The organism is Stakelama portus (assembly GCF_003171655.1).
Classification (GTDB): domain Bacteria; phylum Pseudomonadota; class Alphaproteobacteria; order Sphingomonadales; family Sphingomonadaceae; genus Sphingomonas; species Sphingomonas portus.
The window spans coordinates 268,730-285,795 of sequence record NZ_QFZL01000003.1 but is presented as its reverse complement, the minus strand read 5'-3'; the positions used below and the strand labels follow the sequence as shown (position 1 = coordinate 285,795).

Annotated in this window: 19 protein-coding genes and 1 tRNA gene; 12 read left to right on the top strand and 8 right to left on the bottom strand. The window is 64.0% G+C overall.

Features of this window, described 5'->3' with window-relative positions; genetic code table 11:
• Positions 1 to 7 precede the first annotated feature (7 nt).
• The 4 genes from DKB74_RS09900 to DKB74_RS09885 all read left to right on the top strand — a co-directional run bounded on the left by DKB74_RS09900 (position 8) and on the right by DKB74_RS09885 (position 3,099).
• On the top strand, positions 8 to 1,192 hold the full coding sequence (locus DKB74_RS09900) for an acyl-CoA dehydrogenase (RefSeq protein ID WP_109807976.1): 1,185 nt from the start codon (positions 8 to 10) through the stop codon (positions 1,190 to 1,192).
• Positions 1,189 to 1,731 carry a GNAT family N-acetyltransferase gene (locus DKB74_RS09895; RefSeq protein WP_109807975.1) on the top strand — a complete coding sequence of 181 codons (543 nt, stop codon included), beginning with the start codon at positions 1,189 to 1,191 and terminating at the stop codon, positions 1,729 to 1,731. The genes DKB74_RS09900 and DKB74_RS09895 overlap by 4 nt, the downstream gene beginning before the upstream one ends.
• Before the next feature lie 181 nt (positions 1,732 to 1,912).
• Entirely contained in the window at positions 1,913 to 2,485 is a 573-nt protein-coding gene (locus tag DKB74_RS09890) for a porin family protein (protein WP_109807974.1), read from the top strand.
• 158 nt (positions 2,486 to 2,643) lie between these two features.
• Positions 2,644 to 3,099, top strand: coding sequence for a GreA/GreB family elongation factor (locus tag DKB74_RS09885; protein ID WP_109807973.1), 456 nt, complete (start codon positions 2,644 to 2,646; stop codon positions 3,097 to 3,099).
• On the opposite strand, the gene DKB74_RS09880 is transcribed toward DKB74_RS09885, so the two are convergent.
• From DKB74_RS09880 to DKB74_RS09870, 3 genes are all read right to left on the bottom strand, one after another.
• Positions 3,096 to 3,890, bottom strand: a complete 795-nt coding sequence (locus tag DKB74_RS09880) for a DUF72 domain-containing protein (RefSeq protein ID WP_109807972.1) — start codon at positions 3,888 to 3,890, stop codon at positions 3,096 to 3,098. The two genes, DKB74_RS09885 and DKB74_RS09880, sit on opposite strands and share 4 nt — an antisense overlap.
• Positions 3,883 to 4,926 (bottom strand): AI-2E family transporter, encoded by a 1,044-nt coding sequence (locus DKB74_RS09875; RefSeq protein WP_109807971.1) that lies wholly within the window; start codon positions 4,924 to 4,926, stop codon positions 3,883 to 3,885. The genes DKB74_RS09880 and DKB74_RS09875 overlap by 8 nt, the downstream gene beginning before the upstream one ends.
• A 160-nt stretch (positions 4,927 to 5,086) precedes the next feature.
• Positions 5,087 to 5,161, bottom strand: a tRNA-Gly gene (locus tag DKB74_RS09870).
• 183 nt (positions 5,162 to 5,344) lie between these two features.
• On the opposite strand from DKB74_RS09870, the gene DKB74_RS09865 reads away from it, so the two are divergent.
• Positions 5,345 to 6,265, top strand: a complete 921-nt coding sequence (locus tag DKB74_RS09865) for a tetratricopeptide repeat protein (RefSeq protein WP_145960941.1) — start codon at positions 5,345 to 5,347, stop codon at positions 6,263 to 6,265.
• A complete protein-coding gene (locus DKB74_RS09860; RefSeq protein WP_109807969.1) occupies positions 6,262 to 6,870 on the top strand; it encodes an LON peptidase substrate-binding domain-containing protein in 609 nt (202 codons plus the stop codon). The genes DKB74_RS09865 and DKB74_RS09860 overlap by 4 nt, the downstream gene beginning before the upstream one ends.
• Before the next feature lie 17 nt (positions 6,871 to 6,887).
• Here DKB74_RS09860 and DKB74_RS09855 read toward each other — a convergent pair whose 3' ends face one another.
• A complete protein-coding gene (locus DKB74_RS09855) occupies positions 6,888 to 7,400 on the bottom strand; it encodes a hypothetical protein (protein ID WP_109807968.1) in 513 nt (170 codons plus the stop codon).
• A 24-nt stretch (positions 7,401 to 7,424) separates the two neighbouring features.
• Positions 7,425 to 8,642 carry a UbiH/UbiF/VisC/COQ6 family ubiquinone biosynthesis hydroxylase gene (locus DKB74_RS09850; RefSeq protein ID WP_109807967.1) on the bottom strand — a complete coding sequence of 406 codons (1,218 nt, stop codon included), beginning with the start codon at positions 8,640 to 8,642 and terminating at the stop codon, positions 7,425 to 7,427.
• A 120-nt stretch (positions 8,643 to 8,762) separates the two neighbouring features.
• On the opposite strand from DKB74_RS09850, the gene DKB74_RS09845 reads away from it, so the two are divergent.
• The 4 genes from DKB74_RS09845 to ribA all read left to right on the top strand — a co-directional run bounded on the left by DKB74_RS09845 (position 8,763) and on the right by ribA (position 13,845).
• Complete coding sequence (locus DKB74_RS09845; RefSeq protein ID WP_109807966.1) at positions 8,763 to 11,063, top strand: DNA translocase FtsK; 2,301 nt, start codon at positions 8,763 to 8,765, stop codon at positions 11,061 to 11,063.
• Between the two features lie 97 nt (positions 11,064 to 11,160).
• Positions 11,161 to 11,769, top strand: a complete 609-nt coding sequence (locus tag DKB74_RS09840) for a LolA family protein (RefSeq protein WP_109807965.1) — start codon at positions 11,161 to 11,163, stop codon at positions 11,767 to 11,769.
• A 229-nt stretch (positions 11,770 to 11,998) separates the two neighbouring features.
• Complete coding sequence (locus tag DKB74_RS09835) at positions 11,999 to 12,793, top strand: exodeoxyribonuclease III (RefSeq protein WP_109807964.1); 795 nt, start codon at positions 11,999 to 12,001, stop codon at positions 12,791 to 12,793.
• Positions 12,790 to 13,845 carry a GTP cyclohydrolase II gene (gene ribA, locus DKB74_RS09830; RefSeq protein ID WP_239987455.1) on the top strand — a complete coding sequence of 352 codons (1,056 nt, stop codon included), beginning with the start codon at positions 12,790 to 12,792 and terminating at the stop codon, positions 13,843 to 13,845. Before DKB74_RS09835 ends, ribA begins: the two co-directional genes overlap by 4 nt.
• Positions 13,846 to 13,848: 3 nt before the next feature.
• Here the strand turns inward: ribA and DKB74_RS09825 are convergent, their stop codons facing one another.
• Positions 13,849 to 14,514: an HAD family hydrolase gene (locus DKB74_RS09825; protein ID WP_109807963.1), complete on the bottom strand. Its 666-nt coding sequence runs from the start codon at positions 14,512 to 14,514 to the stop codon at positions 13,849 to 13,851.
• A complete protein-coding gene (locus DKB74_RS09820; protein WP_109807962.1) occupies positions 14,511 to 15,179 on the bottom strand; it encodes a YggS family pyridoxal phosphate-dependent enzyme in 669 nt (222 codons plus the stop codon). Before DKB74_RS09820 ends, DKB74_RS09825 begins: the two co-directional genes overlap by 4 nt.
• Before the next feature lie 22 nt (positions 15,180 to 15,201).
• Here DKB74_RS09820 and DKB74_RS09815 point away from each other — a divergent pair, with 22 nt between their 5' ends.
• Positions 15,202 to 15,762, top strand: coding sequence for a thiamine phosphate synthase (locus DKB74_RS09815; RefSeq protein WP_109807961.1), 561 nt, complete (start codon positions 15,202 to 15,204; stop codon positions 15,760 to 15,762).
• On the opposite strand, the gene DKB74_RS09810 is transcribed toward DKB74_RS09815, so the two are convergent.
• Positions 15,735 to 16,448 carry a hypothetical protein gene (locus tag DKB74_RS09810; RefSeq protein ID WP_109807960.1) on the bottom strand — a complete coding sequence of 238 codons (714 nt, stop codon included), beginning with the start codon at positions 16,446 to 16,448 and terminating at the stop codon, positions 15,735 to 15,737. The two genes, DKB74_RS09815 and DKB74_RS09810, sit on opposite strands and share 28 nt — an antisense overlap.
• Before the next feature lie 171 nt (positions 16,449 to 16,619).
• Between DKB74_RS09810 and DKB74_RS09805 the strand changes: the two genes are divergently transcribed.
• Entirely contained in the window at positions 16,620 to 17,057 is a 438-nt protein-coding gene (locus DKB74_RS09805; RefSeq protein WP_109808266.1) for a DUF3576 domain-containing protein, read from the top strand.
• Positions 17,058 to 17,066: the final 9 nt, after the last annotated feature.

Below are 17,066 nucleotides of genomic sequence, written 5' to 3'. Positions count from 1 at the left end.
ATAGCCGATGGCAGAGATGGGCCGGTTCGACTGGCAGGATCCGTTCGCGCTCGACGCGCAGCTCAGCGACGAAGAGCGGATGGTGCGCGATACCGCGCATGGCTATGCGCAGGAAAAGCTGTTGCCGCGCGTGACATCGGCATTTCTGGAAGAGCGGTTCGATCGCGAGATCATGTCGGAAATGGGCGCGCTGGGCCTGCTCGGCGCGACGATTCCCGCGCAATATGGCGGCGCGGAGCTCGGCTATGTCTCCTATGGGCTGATCGCGCGCGAAGTGGAAGCCGTCGATTCGGGCTATCGTTCGGCGATGAGCGTGCAGAGCTCGCTCGTCATGCATCCGATCCATGCCTATGGCACCGAGGCGCAGAAGACGAAATATCTGCCCAAGCTGGCAAGCGGCGAATGGGTCGGCTGTTTCGGCCTGACCGAACCCGATGCAGGCTCCGATCCCGGCAGCATGCGTACGCGCGCGGAAAAGATCGACGGCGGATATCGCCTCAACGGCGCCAAGATGTGGATCACCAATTCGCCGATCGCCGACGTGTTCGTCGTCTGGGCGAAATCGGACGCACATGGCGGCGGGATCAAGGGCTTCGTTCTTGAAAAGGGGATGAAGGGGCTTTCGGCACCCAAGATCGAAGGCAAGCTGAGCCTGCGCGCGAGCATCACGGGCGAAATCGTCATGGACGATGTCGAAGTCGGCGAAGACGCGCTGTTGCCCGAAGTTCAGGGGCTGAAGGGGCCGTTCGGATGCCTTAACCGGGCGCGTTATGGCATTGCCTGGGGCAGCATGGGCGCGGCCGAAGCGTGCATGCGGCAGGCGCGGCAATATACGCTCGACCGCGCGCAGTTCGGCAAACCACTCGCCGCCAACCAGCTGGTGCAATTGAAACTCGCCAATATGCAGACCGAAATCGCGCTGGCGCTGCAGGGATGCCTGCGCGCGGGGCGCATGTTCGACGAGGGCACGCTGTCGCCCGAGACGATCTCGATCCTGAAGCGCAACAATTGCGGCAAGGCGCTCGACATCGCCCGCGTCGCGCGCGACATGCATGGCGGGAACGGCATTTCGGCAGAATTCCATGTGATGCGCCACGCGATCAACCTGGAAACGGTCAACACCTATGAAGGCACGCACGACGTCCATGGCCTGATTCTGGGGCGGGCGATTACCGGCATTGCGGCGTTTTGAACGAGCCCGACCGGCAGCCGACGCTGGAAGGTTCGCTGGTGCTGCTGCGCCCAAGCACCGCCGAGGATTGGGATGCGCTGTTCGCAGTGGCGTCCGACCCGCTGGTCTGGGAAGTGCATCCCGCGCATGACCGCTGGCAGGAACCGGTGTTCCGTGCCTATTTCGATGCCGGGATCGCCAGTGGCGGCGCGCTGACCATCATCGATCGCGCGACCAGCGCGGTGATCGGATCGAGTCGCTTTGATAATTGGGAGCCGGAGGCGGACGAGATCGAAATCGGCTGGACCTATCTGGCGCGCAGCCATTGGGGCCGCGGCTATAACGCACAGATAAAGTCGCTGATGCTCGACCATATCCATCGGTTCGTGGGAACGGCGGTGTTTACAGTCGGCGAAACCAATATCCGTTCGCGCAGGGCAATGGAGAAGATCGGCGGCATATTGCGCGAGGGCATCCATATGCGGCTGATGGCAGGCGAGATGAAGCCGCATGTGATCTACGAAATCCCCAGGCCGGTTCGAAAGCCGCCCGGCGCCTGACTATGCAGCAACGATTATGGGTAAGGCGGCGCACCTGAAAATACAGTTTTTCAGATAGATGCTGCATGATTATGCATATGCCGGCCTATTTCTGCAGTAGCCCTGTAGTTTTCGCTAGACAATTACTTGGCCAGCCCTAAAGAAGCCGCGCCGCCGCTCGGCGGTTTATTTGGGGGAATAGATGAACTTGAAGATGTTGGCGGCTGCGGCCGCCCTGGTGTCCTGCGTCCCGTTCACGGCGCAGGCGCAGGATGACGCTCGTGGCGGGATCAGCTTCCGCGGCGAAGCGCGCATCGGATATGAAACGCCGACCGTCAGCGGTGATGGCGACGTGTACAAGATCGGCAGCGCCGTTTCCTATGGCGGCGAACTGGGTGTCGATTTCGATGCCGGCGACTTTTCGGTCGGCCCGTATGTGAATTACGAATTTTCGAGCGTCGAACTGTGCGACGGTGGCGTCTGCCTGAGCGAAAAAGGCAATCTGAGCGCAGGCGGCCGCGTCGGCTTCGCAGTCGGCAAGGGTTCGCAGCTTTTCCTCAAGGTCGGCTATGCCAGCATCGAGATGGAAGGCTCGGTTCCCGGCTTCAGCGCGTCGGAAAGCAAGAGCGGCGTTCAGGGGGCCATCGGCGCCACCTTCGATGTCGGCCCGCATGTCTATGCGATGGTCGAAGCGAGCTATGCCGATTATGGCAAGTTCTACGACATCAACCTGCAGCGCCGCCAGGTTGCTGCGGGCGTAGGATTCCGCTTTTAAAAAAACAGCATGCGGCCACGGGGCATGGCCCCCGTGGCCGCATCGCCGCGATTTCCGCGCGCCTGCGCTTTGCGCTATACCGCAGCGATGCATCCGGTTTCTTCCCTGCCCATTCTCGCCCGCGTCGCTGTCCAGCCCGTCGGCGCTCGGAGCGTGTCATGAGCGTCGCCTTTCGCCGCGAAGGCGATGACGAGCATAAGGAACCCGAATTCGAGCTTCCGATCCCGGTCGGCCCCAATCTGGTCACCGAACGCGGGCTTGCGCTGATCGCTGCGAAGGAAGCCGCGCTGAAAGCGGCGATCGCCGCCGAACCCGATGCGGATGCCCGCAAGAAACTGGCGCGCGGCCATCGCTATTGGGCGACTCAGCATGCCACCGCGCAAATCGCACCGCCGCCGCAACCCGACGAAGCCGGGATCGGGTCGCTGGTAACGGTAAAACGTGACGGCAAGACGCAGCGTTTCCGCATTGTCGGGCATGACGAAGCAGATCCCGCCGCCGAATTGCTTGCCTTCACTGCGCCACTGGCACGCGCGGTAATGGGTGCGATGGCGGGCGAGCTGGTCGATTTCGGCGGCCGGCCCGAATCGGTCGAAATCCTCTCGATCGCCTAGGCGTCGAGGCGCGCGATCAGCGCCTGCGCAGCGGCGGGGGCGCGAACCTTGGCGCCATTGATCATGAAGATAAAGGTTTCACGTGGAACGGTTTTTGCCGGTTCGTCGGTAACATAGGGCAGGCCCTCGGGCTGCCCGCCCGCTGCCCATTGCTGCGCGGTTTTCGCCCATCGGTCGAGCGCGTCGGGGGAATAGCCCTGCGCTTCTTCTTCCTGCGCATTTTCGAGCCGGGCATAGACGAAATCCGCCGTCACATCGGCCATCGCCGGATATTCGGCCGAATCGGCATATACCGCCGCGACATTGCGTTCGCGCAGCATCGCCACGAATTCGGGGACGTGAAAACTCTCGTGCCGGACCTGTACCGCATGGCGCAGCCGCACGCCGTCGCGCGTGTCGGATAACAGGTCGAGGAACGCTGCAAAATCATCGGCTTCGAACTTCTTGGTCGCCATGAATTGCCACAGGATGGGGCCCAGCTTGTCGCCCAGTTCGACCAGGCCCTGGCCCAGAAACTTGTCGACGGACGCGTCAGCCTCGGCAAGTTTTTTGCGGTTGGTGCAGTATCGCGACGCCTTTACCGCATAGACAAATCCCGCCGGCGCGGTGTCCGCCCAGGTGGCGAAACTCTGCGGCTTGAAGCTCGAATAATAGGTGCCGTTGATCTCGATCGCGGTAACCGCGCGGCTGGCATATTCGAGCTCGCGCTTCTGGACGAGGCCATCGGGATAGAATGTCCCGCGCCACGGTTCATAGGTCCAGCCGCCGATACCGATCCGGATATCAGCCATTGCCCGGCTGACCCGGCACGCCGACGTCATGGCCGAGCGTGTCGCGTGTCCAGAGCATCGTCACCAAAGTATAGAGTACCACGGCGAGCGGCGCGGCGACCACCACGCCGACAAACCCGAACAGCGCACCCAGCCCCGCCAGCGCGAAGAGCAGCAGCGCAGGCGGGATCGATACCGCCCAGCGCTGAACGATCGGGGTGAGGACATTGCCCTCCAGCTGCTGTGCGACGAGATAGACGATCGCCGCCGCCAGCGCAGTTTCCGGTCCATGGCCGAAGGCGAGCAGCACGCCCGGCACCGCGCCGACCAGCGGCCCGATCATCGGAACGAAATTGGCCAGCCCGACGATCAGACCCAGCGCCGCCGCCGACGGCACGCCGACAATGGTAAGCCCCACCGCGACCAGCGTGCCGACAAAGGTCATCGTGAACAGCTGACCCAGCAGATAGCGTTGCAACGCCGTACCGCTGGCGGAAAGCGCGCGCGTTACCTGTTCGCCCTGCGCCTTGGGAAAGAGATGCTCGATCCCCCGGACATAGACGCCGGGTTGCAGCGCCAGATAGATGGCGGCGATCAGCACGAGCACCAGATTGGTCAATGCGCCCATCGCACCGAAAGCGAAGCTGAAGGCGCCACCGGCGAGCGATTGCAGATTGGGCAGCGCGCTGGTCAGGCTGGAAAGCTCAAGATCCTTGCCCCAGGGCTGTTGGGAAACCCATTGTTCGGCCGATCGCACTGCATCGGGCAACCGTGCCGTCAGGCTGCGGAATTCATCGCCCAGTTGCGTGCCGAACATCCAGCCGAAGAACCAGAGCAGCGCAATGATGCTGACCAGCCCCAGCAGCACGGAAAGGGTTTCGTGAATTTTGAGCTTGCGAAACGGGATCGCCGCCGCCCGGATCAGCACTGCGATCAGCACCGAGGCAAAGATCAGCAGCAACACCCCCGAAAGCTGCACCAGCAGCAGCGCGATGCCGACGAGAAGCAGCACGATCAACGTACCGCGAACGACGCTTTCCTTGTTGGCCGGGTCCATGAGCCTGCTATCGCACGACAATTGTCCGATAGCGATGGCGAATATCACCGCCGCACAGCCTGAATCCCGCGTCGATCAGCAACGACGCACAATTTCCGGGAGATGCAGCGGAAACAGGATCATGCCATCGATGCGCAGCGTCGCCGGAACACCGGATCGCTGGAGCGGGCGAAGGGATTCGAACCCTCGACCCCAACCTTGGCAAGGTTGTGCTCTACCCCTGAGCTACGCCCGCTCTGGCGTCGAATCGGCACCGCGAAGAAACTACGCGGGCCGGGGCAAGGCGGCGGCCTCTAGCACCGGCTTTTGGCTTCGGCAACCCCTTCCTGCACAGGATCGGAAAAGGCTTGGCGCGCGCGGCGGGAACGCCCACATAGGGCCATCCATTCCGGAACCGAACAACACACAGGAGCGCGTCTTGGCCACGCCTGGTATGCCCGCATTGTCCGCCACCGAACGCGAAGCCGTCGAGGCATTCCGCCGCGACGTCGTCGAACCGTCGATGACGAAGCTGGTGCTGGTCGATTTCTGGGCCGAATGGTGCGGCCCGTGCAAGCAGCTGTCGCCGGTGCTCGACAAGATCGCTGCCGAATATGCCGACAAGGGCGTGGTGCTGGCGAAAGTCGATGTCGACAAGAATCAGTTCATCGCTGCGCAGTTTCAGGTGCGTTCGATCCCCACCGTCTATGCAATGTTCCAGGGACAGCCCGTCGCCGATCTGAGCCAGGCGCGCAGCGAGAGCCAGTATCGCCAGATGCTCGACCAGATCCTGCGCCAGCTGCCGATCGAAAGCGACGCCAGCGATCAGCAGGCCGAGATCGAGCCGCTGATCGCCATGGCCGAGCAGGTGTTGAGCGAAGGGGATGCGGAGCGCGCGCTGTCAATCTATACCCAGATTGCCGAAATGGCGCCCGAACACCCCGCCATCGTTGCCGGAAAGGCGCGGGCACTGGTGCAGCTGGGCCGCACCGACGAAGCGCAGGCGGCGCTCGACGCCCTGCCCGAAGACGCGGCGAAGACGCCCGAGGTCGAGCGGGCGCGGGCGGCGCTGTCGCTCGCCACCGAAGCGGCGCCGGTCGATGATCTTGCCGGGTTGAAGGCCGAAGTCGCGGCCGATCCGTCGAATATGGACAAGCGCTATGCGCTTGCCGGGGGCTTGATGGCCGCGGGCGACCGGGAAGGCGCGGCCGAAACGCTGCTCGCCATGATTGCGCAGGACAAGGCGTGGAACGAAGGCGCGGCGCGCGAGCGGCTGCTCAAGCTGTTCGAAGTGGTCGGGCTTGAAGATCCCTGGGTTTCGGCGCAGCGCCGCAAACTTTCCGCCATATTGTTCGGATGAGCACGCGGATTTCCGTATTCCCGTTGCCCGGGGCGCTGCTGTTTCCCCGGATGCACTTGCCGCTGCACATATTCGAGCCGCGATACCGCGCGATGGTGACCGATTCGCTGGCACGCGACCGGCGGATCGGGATGATCCAGCCGCGCGATACCAACGAGCCGCCGACATTGTTCGATGTCGGCTGTATCGGGCGGATTGCCGATGTCGAAGCGCATGACGACGGGCGGTTCGACATCATCCTCGAAGGGCTGGCGCGCTTCACCGTGCTACGCGAGCTGGATGTCGCCACGCCGTTTCGCCAGATCGAAGCCGAGCTGGAGCCGGTGGGCACGAGCGAAATCCTGTCATTGGCGGAACGCGCTTCGCTCGAGCGCGAATCGCGGCGTTTCGCCGATATGCAGGGCTATGCCGTCGATTGGGAAGCCGTGTCCCGGCTCGATGACGAAGCTTTGGTCAACGGCATCGCCCAGATCGCGCCGTTCGACGTGGCGTCGAAACAGGCGCTGCTCGAAGCGGACGGCCTGTCCGACCGCGCCGAGCTGATCATGCAGCTGATGCAGTTTTACGGTCGCCATGACGGAGATGACAGCGCGACGTTGCAATAATCCGCGCCAAGCGCATGTCAGGGCGCGACGCGATATCCCTCATCCGGCGAAACCCAGATGACGCGCGTATTGAATTCGGGCCGCGCGACTCCATCGAAGCTGACTTCCGCGCGCAACCCATCGCCATCGGGCGTGTAGCGCGTGCAGAGTTCGGGACCGATCATCGGCGCCAGCGCCTGAATGATCTGCGCGCGTACGGCCGACGCCTGCGCCTCCGGAATCGGCATAGCGTCGACACTGATTTCCGAAGCCTCGAGATCCTCGACGCGATTATAGCCGCACACCGCGCCGTCCTTCACCGTGACAGGCGAGACCGTGGTCATCGTAACCGCCGGCGTCGGCGCGATCAGCACGGTCGCGGTGTTGCGATATGTTCCGTCCTCGGCAAGCTCATAGCCCGCCAGCGCCTGACAGGTTTTGGCGGCAGTGTCGGGCGAATAGCATTGCAGCTTGCCTTCGCGTGCCGGCGCCAGCGGATCGTCGACCGATTGTGCGCCCAGCAAAGCAATCAGAATGGAAATCGTCAGCAACGTGCTTCTCCTGATATCCCGTAACTAGGCGGTCATGCCCTGCAGCAATTTGGGCACCGATCCGCTTTCGCCGCGCGCTTCGGCCATGAAGGCGTCCTTTAGCGGCGTTACCCGATCGACCAGGTTCAGGCCAAAGCGGCGGATGCGCGAGGCAGTCTTGCCCGGCACGCCGAACAGATGCGTGAGGCCGTCAGTCGCCAGCGCGACCATGAAGGTGTCGAGCGCGCGCCAGCGCTGATAGCGTTCGAGCAGCGCCGGATCGCCCATATCGAGGCCGAGTCGCTTGCCATCGACGAGAACTTCGACCAGCGCGGCGACATCGCGAAACCCGACATTGACGCCCTGACCGGCAATCGGATGGATGCCGTGCGCCGAATCGCCCACCAGCGCGAGGCGGTGTCCGGTGATCTGTGCGGCATGGTGAAAACCGAGCGGATAGCTCGACCGCCGGCCGAGCGGGCCCAGCCTGCCCAGAAAACCGCCGGTTTTCTTGTCCATTTCCGCCAGAAAAGCGCGCTCGGACATTTTGAGCATGCCCGGCCCTTCATGCCGTTTCACCGACCAGACAATGGCCGAGCGATGCCCCTGGGCGTCGTCATTGAGCGGCAGCAGCGCAAACGGCCCCTGCGGATAGAAAATTTCGAACGCGACATTGCCGTGCGGCACTTCGTGATGGACCGATGTGACCAGCGCCGTGTGGTCATATTGCCAGCGTGCCGATGTGATGCCCGCCGCCTCGCGCGTCGGCGAATTGCGCCCCTCCGCCGCAATCAGCAGCGATGCGTGCACGACATCGCCCGAATCGAGCACCGCAGTGACGCCATGATCGCCGCGTTCGACCGAAACGGCGCGCGTCTGCATCCGCAGATCGACATTGGGCGCCGCCCTGGCCGATTCGTAGAGCGCAGTGCGCAGCATGCGATTTTCGTACATCACGCCGAGCGCCGATTCGGCATCGCCCGCGTCGAAATCGAGCTTGCCCGGATCGAGGCCGTCCGACACGCGGATGCTTTCGATCGGGCATCCCTTGCCCGCCAGCCGGTCGGCGACGCCGATCGCTTCGAGCATCCGGTGCGGCGCGCTGGCGATCGCCGAAGCGCGGCCATCGAAATCCGCCGCCAGGATCACCTGCGGATCGGCGATGTCGATGACGATTGCAGTGAGGCCATGCGCGTCGAGCGCAGTTGCGAGCGCGCTGCCGACCAGCCCGCCGCCGAGGATAAGAACGTCTGCCCGGTCCATGCCCCGACGGGTAGGCGCTTGCCGGCCAAACGGCAATGGTGCGGTCGGGTCCGCGTGCCTTGACGGGGGAGTCGGTTCGCGCGATGTTCCGGCATCCAAACACATATCGGAGTTCGAGGCATGGCTACGCGAGCCCAGCCCCCGGCGCTGCGCGAGACGGTGAAAGCGGGTGCGCGGCGCAGCGGGGCGCTGATCGGCGGGACGCTATTGTTCCTGGCGATGGTCGCGCTGATCCTGGCGCTGGCCAGCTATCACGGCTCCGATCCGTCGCTGAACACGGCGGCGGGTGGCCCTGCGCGCAACCTGTTGGGAGTGCCGGGTGCATGGATCGCCGACTTGCTGCTGGCGATCGGCGGTCTGCCGGTCGTGCTGTTGACGCCGGTCGGCCTGATCGTCGCCAACCGACTGTGGCGCGATCGTCCGGTTGCCGGTTGGGGCAGGATGCTGCGTGGCGCTGCGATCGGTGTCGCGCTGATGGGCACGGCACTTTCCTTTGTTTCGGCAGGGTCGGTGCTCCAGCTTTCGGGGGGATGGGGCGGCCTGATCGGACTGGCCGTCGCGGGCACGATCCGCTGGGCGCTTTCCTTCATCGGCGAAGCGACCGCGGAATTCTGGATCGGCGCAGGGATCGGCGTGGTCTGCGGGATCGTCGGTGTCGTCTGGTGGGCACGTGCGCTGGAACTGAGCCTGCCGGAGACCGGTTTCCGGCTTCCGCGCCGTGATCCGTCGCCCGACGCGGCACCTGTCCCAGCGGCAGAAGCGCCCGCTATCCATGAGCCCGCCGCAAAGCCCGCGCCGCGCAAGGTCGCCGTTCCCGAAAACCGTCCGGCACCCGTGATCGCGGATCGCACACTGGCGCCTTCGCCTTCGCGCGCGAAACCCGCGCAGACACAGCTCGCCTTTCCCAACAGCTTCCGCCTGCCGTCGATCGAATTGCTCAAGGCTCCGGGCGAAAATGCCAATGCCGCGATCGACAAGGCCGCGCTGGAGCGCAACGCCCGGTTGCTCGAAAGCGTGCTTGAGGATTTTCACGTCAAGGGATCGATCGTCGAGGTACGCCCCGGCCCGGTCGTCACCATGTACGAGCTCGAGCCGGCCAGTGGCATCAAGGCAAGCCGCGTCATCCAGCTGGCCGACGATATCGCCCGCAACATGAGTGCGATCTCCGCGCGTGTCGCCACCATCCCCGGGCGCAGCGTGATCGGCATCGAACTGCCCAATGCCAAGCGCGAGTCGGTCAACCTGCACGAACTGATCGCCAGCGAGGCGTTTGAGGCACCCGCCGCATCGCTGCCGATCGTGCTGGGCAAGAATATCGCGGGTGACCCCGTCGTCGCCGATCTGGCGCCGATGCCGCATCTGCTGGTCGCGGGCACCACCGGTTCGGGCAAGTCGGTGGGTCTCAACTGCATGATCCTGTCGCTGCTCTATCGGCTGACGCCCGATCAGTGCCGGATGATCATGATCGATCCGAAGATGCTGGAACTCAGCATGTACAAGGATATCCCTCATCTGCTCGCCGATGTGGTGACCGAGCCCGCCAAGGCGGTGCGTGCGCTCAAATGGGCGGTCGAGCAGATGGAGGAACGCTATCGCATGATGGCGAGCGTCAATGTCCGCAGCCTCGCCAGCTTCAACGACAAGGTGCGCGCGGCCAAGGCAAAGGGACAGAAGCTCGGCCGGCGGGTGCAGGTCGGCTATGATCAGGACACCGGCCAGCCGATCTATGAGGAAGAAACGCTCGAGCTCACGCCGCTGCCGCAGATCGTGGTGATCGTCGACGAGCTGGCCGATCTGATGATGACGGCGGGCAAGGAAGTCGAATTCCTGATCCAGCGGCTCGCGCAAAAGGCACGCGCGGCGGGCATCCACCTGATCATGGCGACGCAGCGCCCCTCGGTCGACGTCATTACCGGCGTCATCAAGGCGAATTTGCCGACCCGCATCAGCTTTCACGTCACGTCGAAGATCGATTCGCGCACCATCCTGGGCGAACAGGGCGCCGAACAGCTGCTCGGCAAGGGCGACATGCTCTATATGCCCGGCGGCAAACAGATCGTGCGCGTCCATGGCCCCTTCGTTTCCGACGACGAGGTTCAGGCGGTCGCCGATCACTGGCGCGCGCAGGGCCAGCCCGATTATATTCAGGCCGTCACCGAAGAGCCCGAGGATGGCGGCTTCGCGCTCGACGGATCGCCCAATGGCGACGACAGCCCGGAGGAACAGCAATTCCGTCAGGCGTGCCAGCTTGTCGCGGAGAGCCAGAAGGCATCGACATCCTGGCTGCAGCGGCAGATGCGGATCGGATATAATTCGGCGGCGCGGCTGATCGAACGGATGGAGCGCGAAGGGCTGGTATCCAAACCCGACCATGTCGGCCGCCGCGACGTATTGATGGATACCGACGGCAGGCCGCTATAGACCCGCGCAGGGATCGAACCGCCGGTTCGCAAGTTCAGGGCGCGTTCAATCGCGCGTCGGCATATCGGCGCCCCTGTCGAACGAGAGGAAGCTTTTCTTGCAGCGCATCACTTTAGCCGCCGCGCTTGCAGCGCCCGCCCTGATCAGTGCCGCTCCGGCACCGCAAAGCGCCGTCGATCAGGTGCAGCGGTCGCTGCGCGCCGTGAATTCGATGGTTGCCGATTTCCAGCAGATCGATCGCAACGGTCGCGTGCTGACCGGCACGATGACACTCAAACGGCCGGGCAAGATCCGGTTTCAATATGAACGGGGCGTGCCGCAGCTGATCGTCGCGGACGGCAATTCGCTCTATTTCATCGATTATCAGGTCCGCCAGGTCGAACGCTGGCCGATCGGCAATTCGCCATTGGCGGTGCTGCTCGATCCCAATCGCGACATCGGGCGCTTCGCCCGATCGGTGCAGACGCGCGATCCGCGTGTGGTGTCGATCGAGGTTCACGATCCCGATCATCCCGAATATGGCCGGATCACGCTGATCTTTCAGAAGAGCGATACCGCGCCCGGCGGTCTGATGCTGCAGGGCTGGGTCGCGCTCGATTCGCAGAACAATCGCACCACGATCCGCCTGTCGAATCAGCGCATGAATGTCTCGGTATCGGACAGGACGTTCCGCTGGAACGATCCGCGGCGCGGCGGGCGTCCCTGACGTTCAGCTTCGTTCATCTGAGCGACAGCTTCGAGTGACTACAAGCGTGGTTGCGGATGGGGTCGACGTCGGGATTTTTTCCCCCTGTTGCCCGAAGTGGTCTCCCATCCCGCCTGCGTGACGAACGCCAGGTCGGCCCCCGCTCCTTTTGCCCCCGGAGCGGGGGCCTTTACTTTTTCGATGGCCGTTCATCTGGCGCTTGGCCGGGACGATGGCTACATCCCAGCCCATGACCGACACGCTCAAGATCGCATCCTGGAACATCAATTCGGTCCGCTTTCGCATGCCGATCGTCGAACGTTTCCTGACAGAGGAAGCGCCGGACATATTGTGCCTGCAGGAAACCAAGGTGATCGACGCCGATTTCCCGCACGCGCCGATCCGCGCGCTCGGCTATGACCATATCATCGTCAACGGGCAGCGCATGCACCATGGCGTTGCGATCCTGAGCAAGGTGCCGCTGGTTGCCGACGACCGGTTCGACTGGCAGGCCAATGGCGAAGCGCGCCATGTCGGGGTGCGGCTGGCAAACGGCGTACGGCTCGAAAATGTTTATGTGCCCGCCGGGGGCGACGTGCCCGATCGCGAAGTGAACCCCAAATTCGGCCAGAAGCTCGACTTTCTGGAGCGCATGACGCGCTGGTCCGAGGGGCTTGATGTCCCGACGATCCTGGTCGGCGATTTCAACGTGGCGCCGCTGGAAAGCGATGTCTGGAGCCACAAGCAATTGCTCGACGTGGTCAGCCACACGCCGATCGAAGTCGACACGCTCGGCAAATTGCAGGCGGCGCATGACTGGGTCGACCTGGGCCGCCATTTCATTCCGCCGCCCGAACGCTGCTTCACCTGGTGGAGCTATCGCGCGAAGGACTGGGCCGCTTCGGATCGCGGGCGCCGGCTCGACCATATGTGGGCCAGCCCCGAAGTCGCAAAGGCCGCCACGGCGCATACGGTACATGAGCCGTGCCGCAGCTGGCTCAAACCGTCGGACCATGTTCCGATCGTCACGGAGTTCACATTTTGATTTACGCGGAAGCAATCGATTCGGCACTGGCGATGCTGCGGCGCGGCCGCGCGGTTATCATCGAAGACGGGCGCGCGGCGCTCGCCTGTGTCGCGGTCGAGCTGACCAGCCCCAAAGTCGCCGAAGCATTTGCGAAGGGCGGTGCGTTCGAACTGCTCGCGTCGCGCGATCGGATGGCGGCGCTCAAATGCGACCTGAGCGGAATTATGGGCGATGCGATTCGCGTGACGACCGACGGCCCGATGACGCTCGATATCGCCCGCGCCATCGCCAATCCGCTGCTCGACGGTGCAGTCGCGCTGCCACCGCTGACATTGTCGACGCCGGATCCGATTGGCGTTGCGCACGCCGCAATGCGGCTTGCCAAGGATGCCGAATTGCTGCCCGCGCTGCTCGTCCGCCCGGCGGACGCAACCGAAGGGCCGCGCGTTTCGGCGACTGATATCGCGCATTATTCGGCGCCGGATTCGCTGCGGATCGTGGCGGGGGCCGAGCTGCCGATCCATGACGATGACGGTGCCCGGCTGATGGCGTTTGCCGGAGCGGCGGGTGCCGAAGTGCATGTCGCGCTGATCCTTGGCGAACCCGAATTCGATGCGCCGATGCTTGTCCGGCTGCATTCCGAATGCCTGACCGGCGACGTGTTCGGTTCGCTGCGCTGCGATTGCGGACCGCAGCTGGCCGCCGCGAAACGCACGATCCTGGAAGCCGGAGGGGGTGTGATCCTCTATCTGCGGCAGGAAGGGCGCAAGATCGGACTGGCGAACAAGATGCGCGCCTATGCGCTGCAAGGGCGCGGCTATGATACGGTGGACGCCAATTTCCACATCGGTTTCGGCGCCGACGACCGCGATTATGATGTCGCGGCACGGATGCTGAAGCTGATGGGTATCGAGCAGGTGCGGCTTTTGACCAACAATCCCGCCAAGGTTGGCGGGCTGCGCAATGCCGGCATCGGCGTTGTCGAGCGGGTGCCGCTGAGGATCGACGCAAATCCGCACAATGCGCGCTATCTGGATACCAAGCGCGACCGCAGCGGTCACGAGCTCTGACGTTCAGGCGCCCAGCAACCGCGCAACATCGGTAAAGTCCGCAGCGACATCATGCACGCCCAGCGCGCGCAGCCGTTCGGCATGGCCGACGCCGCAATGGCGCCCGGCACACAGGCCGATCACATGCGCGCCCGAAGCCACGGCCCCCTTCGCGCCGACCGGTGAATCCTCGAGAATCACCGTGCGACGGATATCGGCGCCGATCGCATGCGCGGCGTGAAGATAGATGTCGGGAGCGGGCTTGCCGCGCACCACATGTTCCTTGCCGCTATAGATATGCGGTCCGAACGCGTCGCGTACGCCCAGATGGTCGAGATGCGTTTCGATCCAGTGCGATCCGCTTGACGACGCGATCGCCCGCGGGAGGCGATCCGGAAGGCCGCGCAGGAAGGCTATCGCTCCCGCAACGGGATCGAGCCCCTGCGTCAGCACGCGCTGATTCTCGGCTTCGCGTAGATCGTGGAAATCGTCGGGCAGGGGGCGCCCGATCCAGCTTTCGAGCGCGGCGAGAAATTCCTGTCCGGCCAGCCCCATGAAATGCGCCATCGAATCCTCCATCGAGGTCGGATGGCCGATCGCAGTCAGATATTCGGCGATCTGGGCATTGCCGGCATATTCGCTCTCCAGCAGCACGCCGTCGAAATCGAAGATGATCGCGTCGAACTTCACGCCCGCGCTCCGAACAGGGCGGACCCGACCCGGACATGGCTGGCGCCGAGCGTGACTGCGGTTTCGAAATCGTCCGACATGCCCATGCTGAGCCCGTCGAGCCCGTTATCGCGCGCGAGTTTTGCAAGCAGCGCGAAATAAGGCGCAGCCTCCACGCCAAGCGGCGGAACGCACATCAGCCCCACCAGAGGCAATTCGGCCGTGCGCGCCTGTGCCAGCAACTCCGGAAGCGCCGCGACATCGCATCCCCCCTTTTGCGGCTCGTCGCCGATATTGACCTGAACGAAGCAGGCTGGCTGCTTGCCGCTCTTGTTCATCGCCCGGGCAAGCGCCGTGACAAGCGATGCGCGATCGACCGAATGGATGGCGTCGAACAACGCGACGGCGTCGTCGGCCTTGTTCGATTGCAGCTGGCCGACGAGGTGCAGGGCGATGCCGGGCGTCTCTTCGCGCAGGCGCGGCCATTTTTCGGCGGCTTCCTGAACGCGGTTTTCGCCGAAGATCCGCTGACCCGCCGAAATCAGAGGCCGAATGCTGTCGCTATCATGCGTCTTGGATATGGCGATCAGCGCGGTTGCGCCGGCCCGCCGCCCGGCGAGCGATTCGGCGCGCGCAATCCGTTGCTGGACCGCGGCGAGCCGTACGGAGGCATCGTCTGTCTGCATGGCCGACGCTATAGGAGGCAGGATGCACCGCCGCCAGCCCCCGATTCCGCGCCTCTGGCTGATGACCGATGAACGATTGGGCGAATCGCTGTGGCCGGCAATCGCGCGATTGCCGCGTGGGTCGGGAATCGTGTTCCGCCACTATGGATTGCCGCTTTCCGAGCGGAAGCGCCTGTTCGCGCGCGTATCGGCGATGGCACGGCGACGCGGCCTGATCGTCCTGCGCGCCGGCGCGACACGGCTCAGCAAATACGAAGACGGCGTGCATGGCAATGCACCGATGCTCCGTCCGGGTATCCGGACGATGGCAGTCCATGATCGGCGCGAAGCGGTGCGGGCGATTCGTGCCGGGGCCGACGCAATTTTCGTTTCGCCGCTATACGCGACGCGATCGCATCCCGAAGGCAGGGCATTGGGCCGGATACGGGCGGGATTGCTGATGCGCCACTTGCCGATGCCGGTGATCGCGCTGGGCGGCATGAACGCAGCGCGCGGGCGCAGCCTGTCAGCGCTTGAAATTCACGGCTGGGCGGGAATCGATGCGTGGCGCAGCGATCAGAAGCGGAATGCAGTACCGATATAAACGGCCTGACGCTCACGCTGATCCTCGGTCAGCGACGTCGCCAGACGGTTGCGATCGCCATCGGCTTCATAGCGGATGCCGGCACGCACATCGATATTGCGCGTGACCGAATAGGAGCCGCCGACATCGACCGAATAATCGGGAACGCCGTTGATCAGCTTGGTCGAACCCGCCGGCGTCGTTGACGAACCGGCAGCACGTACCCGGCTGGGGCGGCTGGCAGGTTCATAATTGGATGCGGTATCGATCGTCTGGCTCCGCGCGGCAGGCCGCACGAGATCGACCTGAGTCGCGGCACCGGTCGCGGTGGCGTGTTTCCAGCCCACCGAACCTGCCAGATCATATTCGATCGGAGCGACATGAACCATCGGCGCGCTGATCGGCGAACCGGTCACTTTTTCGGTAACGCGGGCGGCGGCGCGCGCAGTCGCGCTGGCCGGACGGCGCGTTTCCGATGGCGTGAACTGCATGCCGCGGGTGCCGACGCGGTTGTTCTTGATCAGCTCCGCGAGTCGCGGATCCGCCGCAGCCGGCGTGAAGATATCGAGATTCATCGTCGAAGAAGTGAAGCTGGGCGCCGAGGCCGCTTCGAAGCCGGATTCCTTCGCCTGGAGCGCGGACACGGTGAAACCGGCGGCAGCCACTGCCCCCAGTCCGATACCCGCCATCCAGCGCTTGCGCGTCATCTCGATTCCTCTTCTGTGCGAAACCCCTACCATGATTGCCACGGAAGGTTCCACCTCAGAATCGATTTTCGGTGCAACTGTTGCACACTGTCCACAGCGTGCGATGCTTGCGGCGGACGGCACAGCTTCTATAGAGGCTTTTCCATGGACTTTCGTGTTGGGATGTTGCCGATGAACCGCCCCCTTAGCTTCGCGTTGCTGCTGCCGCTGATATGCATGACAGCGGCCTGTGGAGGCGGCAACGAACGGCCTCGCGCGGACATTGCTGCGGCGCAGACGACGACGATCGGCGTGAACAGCTATCTGTGGCGCGCCAGCCTCGACACGCTGAGCTTCATGCCGCTGTTGCAGACCGATTCGGCGGGCGGCGTGATCGTCACCGACTGGTATGTGAACCCCAATGTTCCGACCGAGCGGATGAAGGTCACGGTGACGATCCTCGATCAGGATCTGCGCGCCGATGCGCTGCGCGTCGCCGCGCAGCGTCAGGTGAACCAGAATGGCCAGTGGATCGATTCGCCGGTTCAGGCCGCGACGGTTCAGAAGCTGGAAGACATCATCCTCACGCGCGCGCGCGATCTGCGCCGTGCGGCAATCGTTTCCGACTAAATTATCCGG

Excerpts from the sequence above, each read along its gene's own strand:
- DKB74_RS09900 (WP_109807976.1), top strand. The coding sequence starts at position 8 with ATGGCAGAGATGGGCCGGTTCGACTGGCAGGATCCGTTCGCGCTCGAC.
- DKB74_RS09890 (WP_109807974.1), top strand. The coding sequence starts at position 1,913 with ATGAACTTGAAGATGTTGGCGGCTGCGGCCGCCCTGGTGTCCTGCGTC.
- DKB74_RS09885 (WP_109807973.1), top strand. The coding sequence starts at position 2,644 with ATGAGCGTCGCCTTTCGCCGCGAAGGCGATGACGAGCATAAGGAACCC.
- DKB74_RS09880 (WP_109807972.1), bottom strand. The coding sequence starts at position 3,890 with ATGGCTGATATCCGGATCGGTATCGGCGGCTGGACCTATGAACCGTGG.
- DKB74_RS09875 (WP_109807971.1), bottom strand. The coding sequence starts at position 4,926 with ATGGACCCGGCCAACAAGGAAAGCGTCGTTCGCGGTACGTTGATCGTG.
- DKB74_RS09860 (WP_109807969.1), top strand. The coding sequence starts at position 6,262 with ATGAGCACGCGGATTTCCGTATTCCCGTTGCCCGGGGCGCTGCTGTTT.
- DKB74_RS09850 (WP_109807967.1), bottom strand. The coding sequence starts at position 8,642 with ATGGACCGGGCAGACGTTCTTATCCTCGGCGGCGGGCTGGTCGGCAGC.
- DKB74_RS09845 (WP_109807966.1), top strand. The coding sequence starts at position 8,763 with ATGGCTACGCGAGCCCAGCCCCCGGCGCTGCGCGAGACGGTGAAAGCG.
- DKB74_RS09835 (WP_109807964.1), top strand. The coding sequence starts at position 11,999 with ATGACCGACACGCTCAAGATCGCATCCTGGAACATCAATTCGGTCCGC.
- DKB74_RS09820 (WP_109807962.1), bottom strand. The coding sequence starts at position 15,179 with ATGCAGACAGACGATGCCTCCGTACGGCTCGCCGCGGTCCAGCAACGG.
- DKB74_RS09815 (WP_109807961.1), top strand. The coding sequence starts at position 15,202 with ATGCACCGCCGCCAGCCCCCGATTCCGCGCCTCTGGCTGATGACCGAT.
- DKB74_RS09810 (WP_109807960.1), bottom strand. The coding sequence starts at position 16,448 with ATGACGCGCAAGCGCTGGATGGCGGGTATCGGACTGGGGGCAGTGGCT.
- DKB74_RS09805 (WP_109808266.1), top strand. The coding sequence starts at position 16,620 with ATGAACCGCCCCCTTAGCTTCGCGTTGCTGCTGCCGCTGATATGCATG.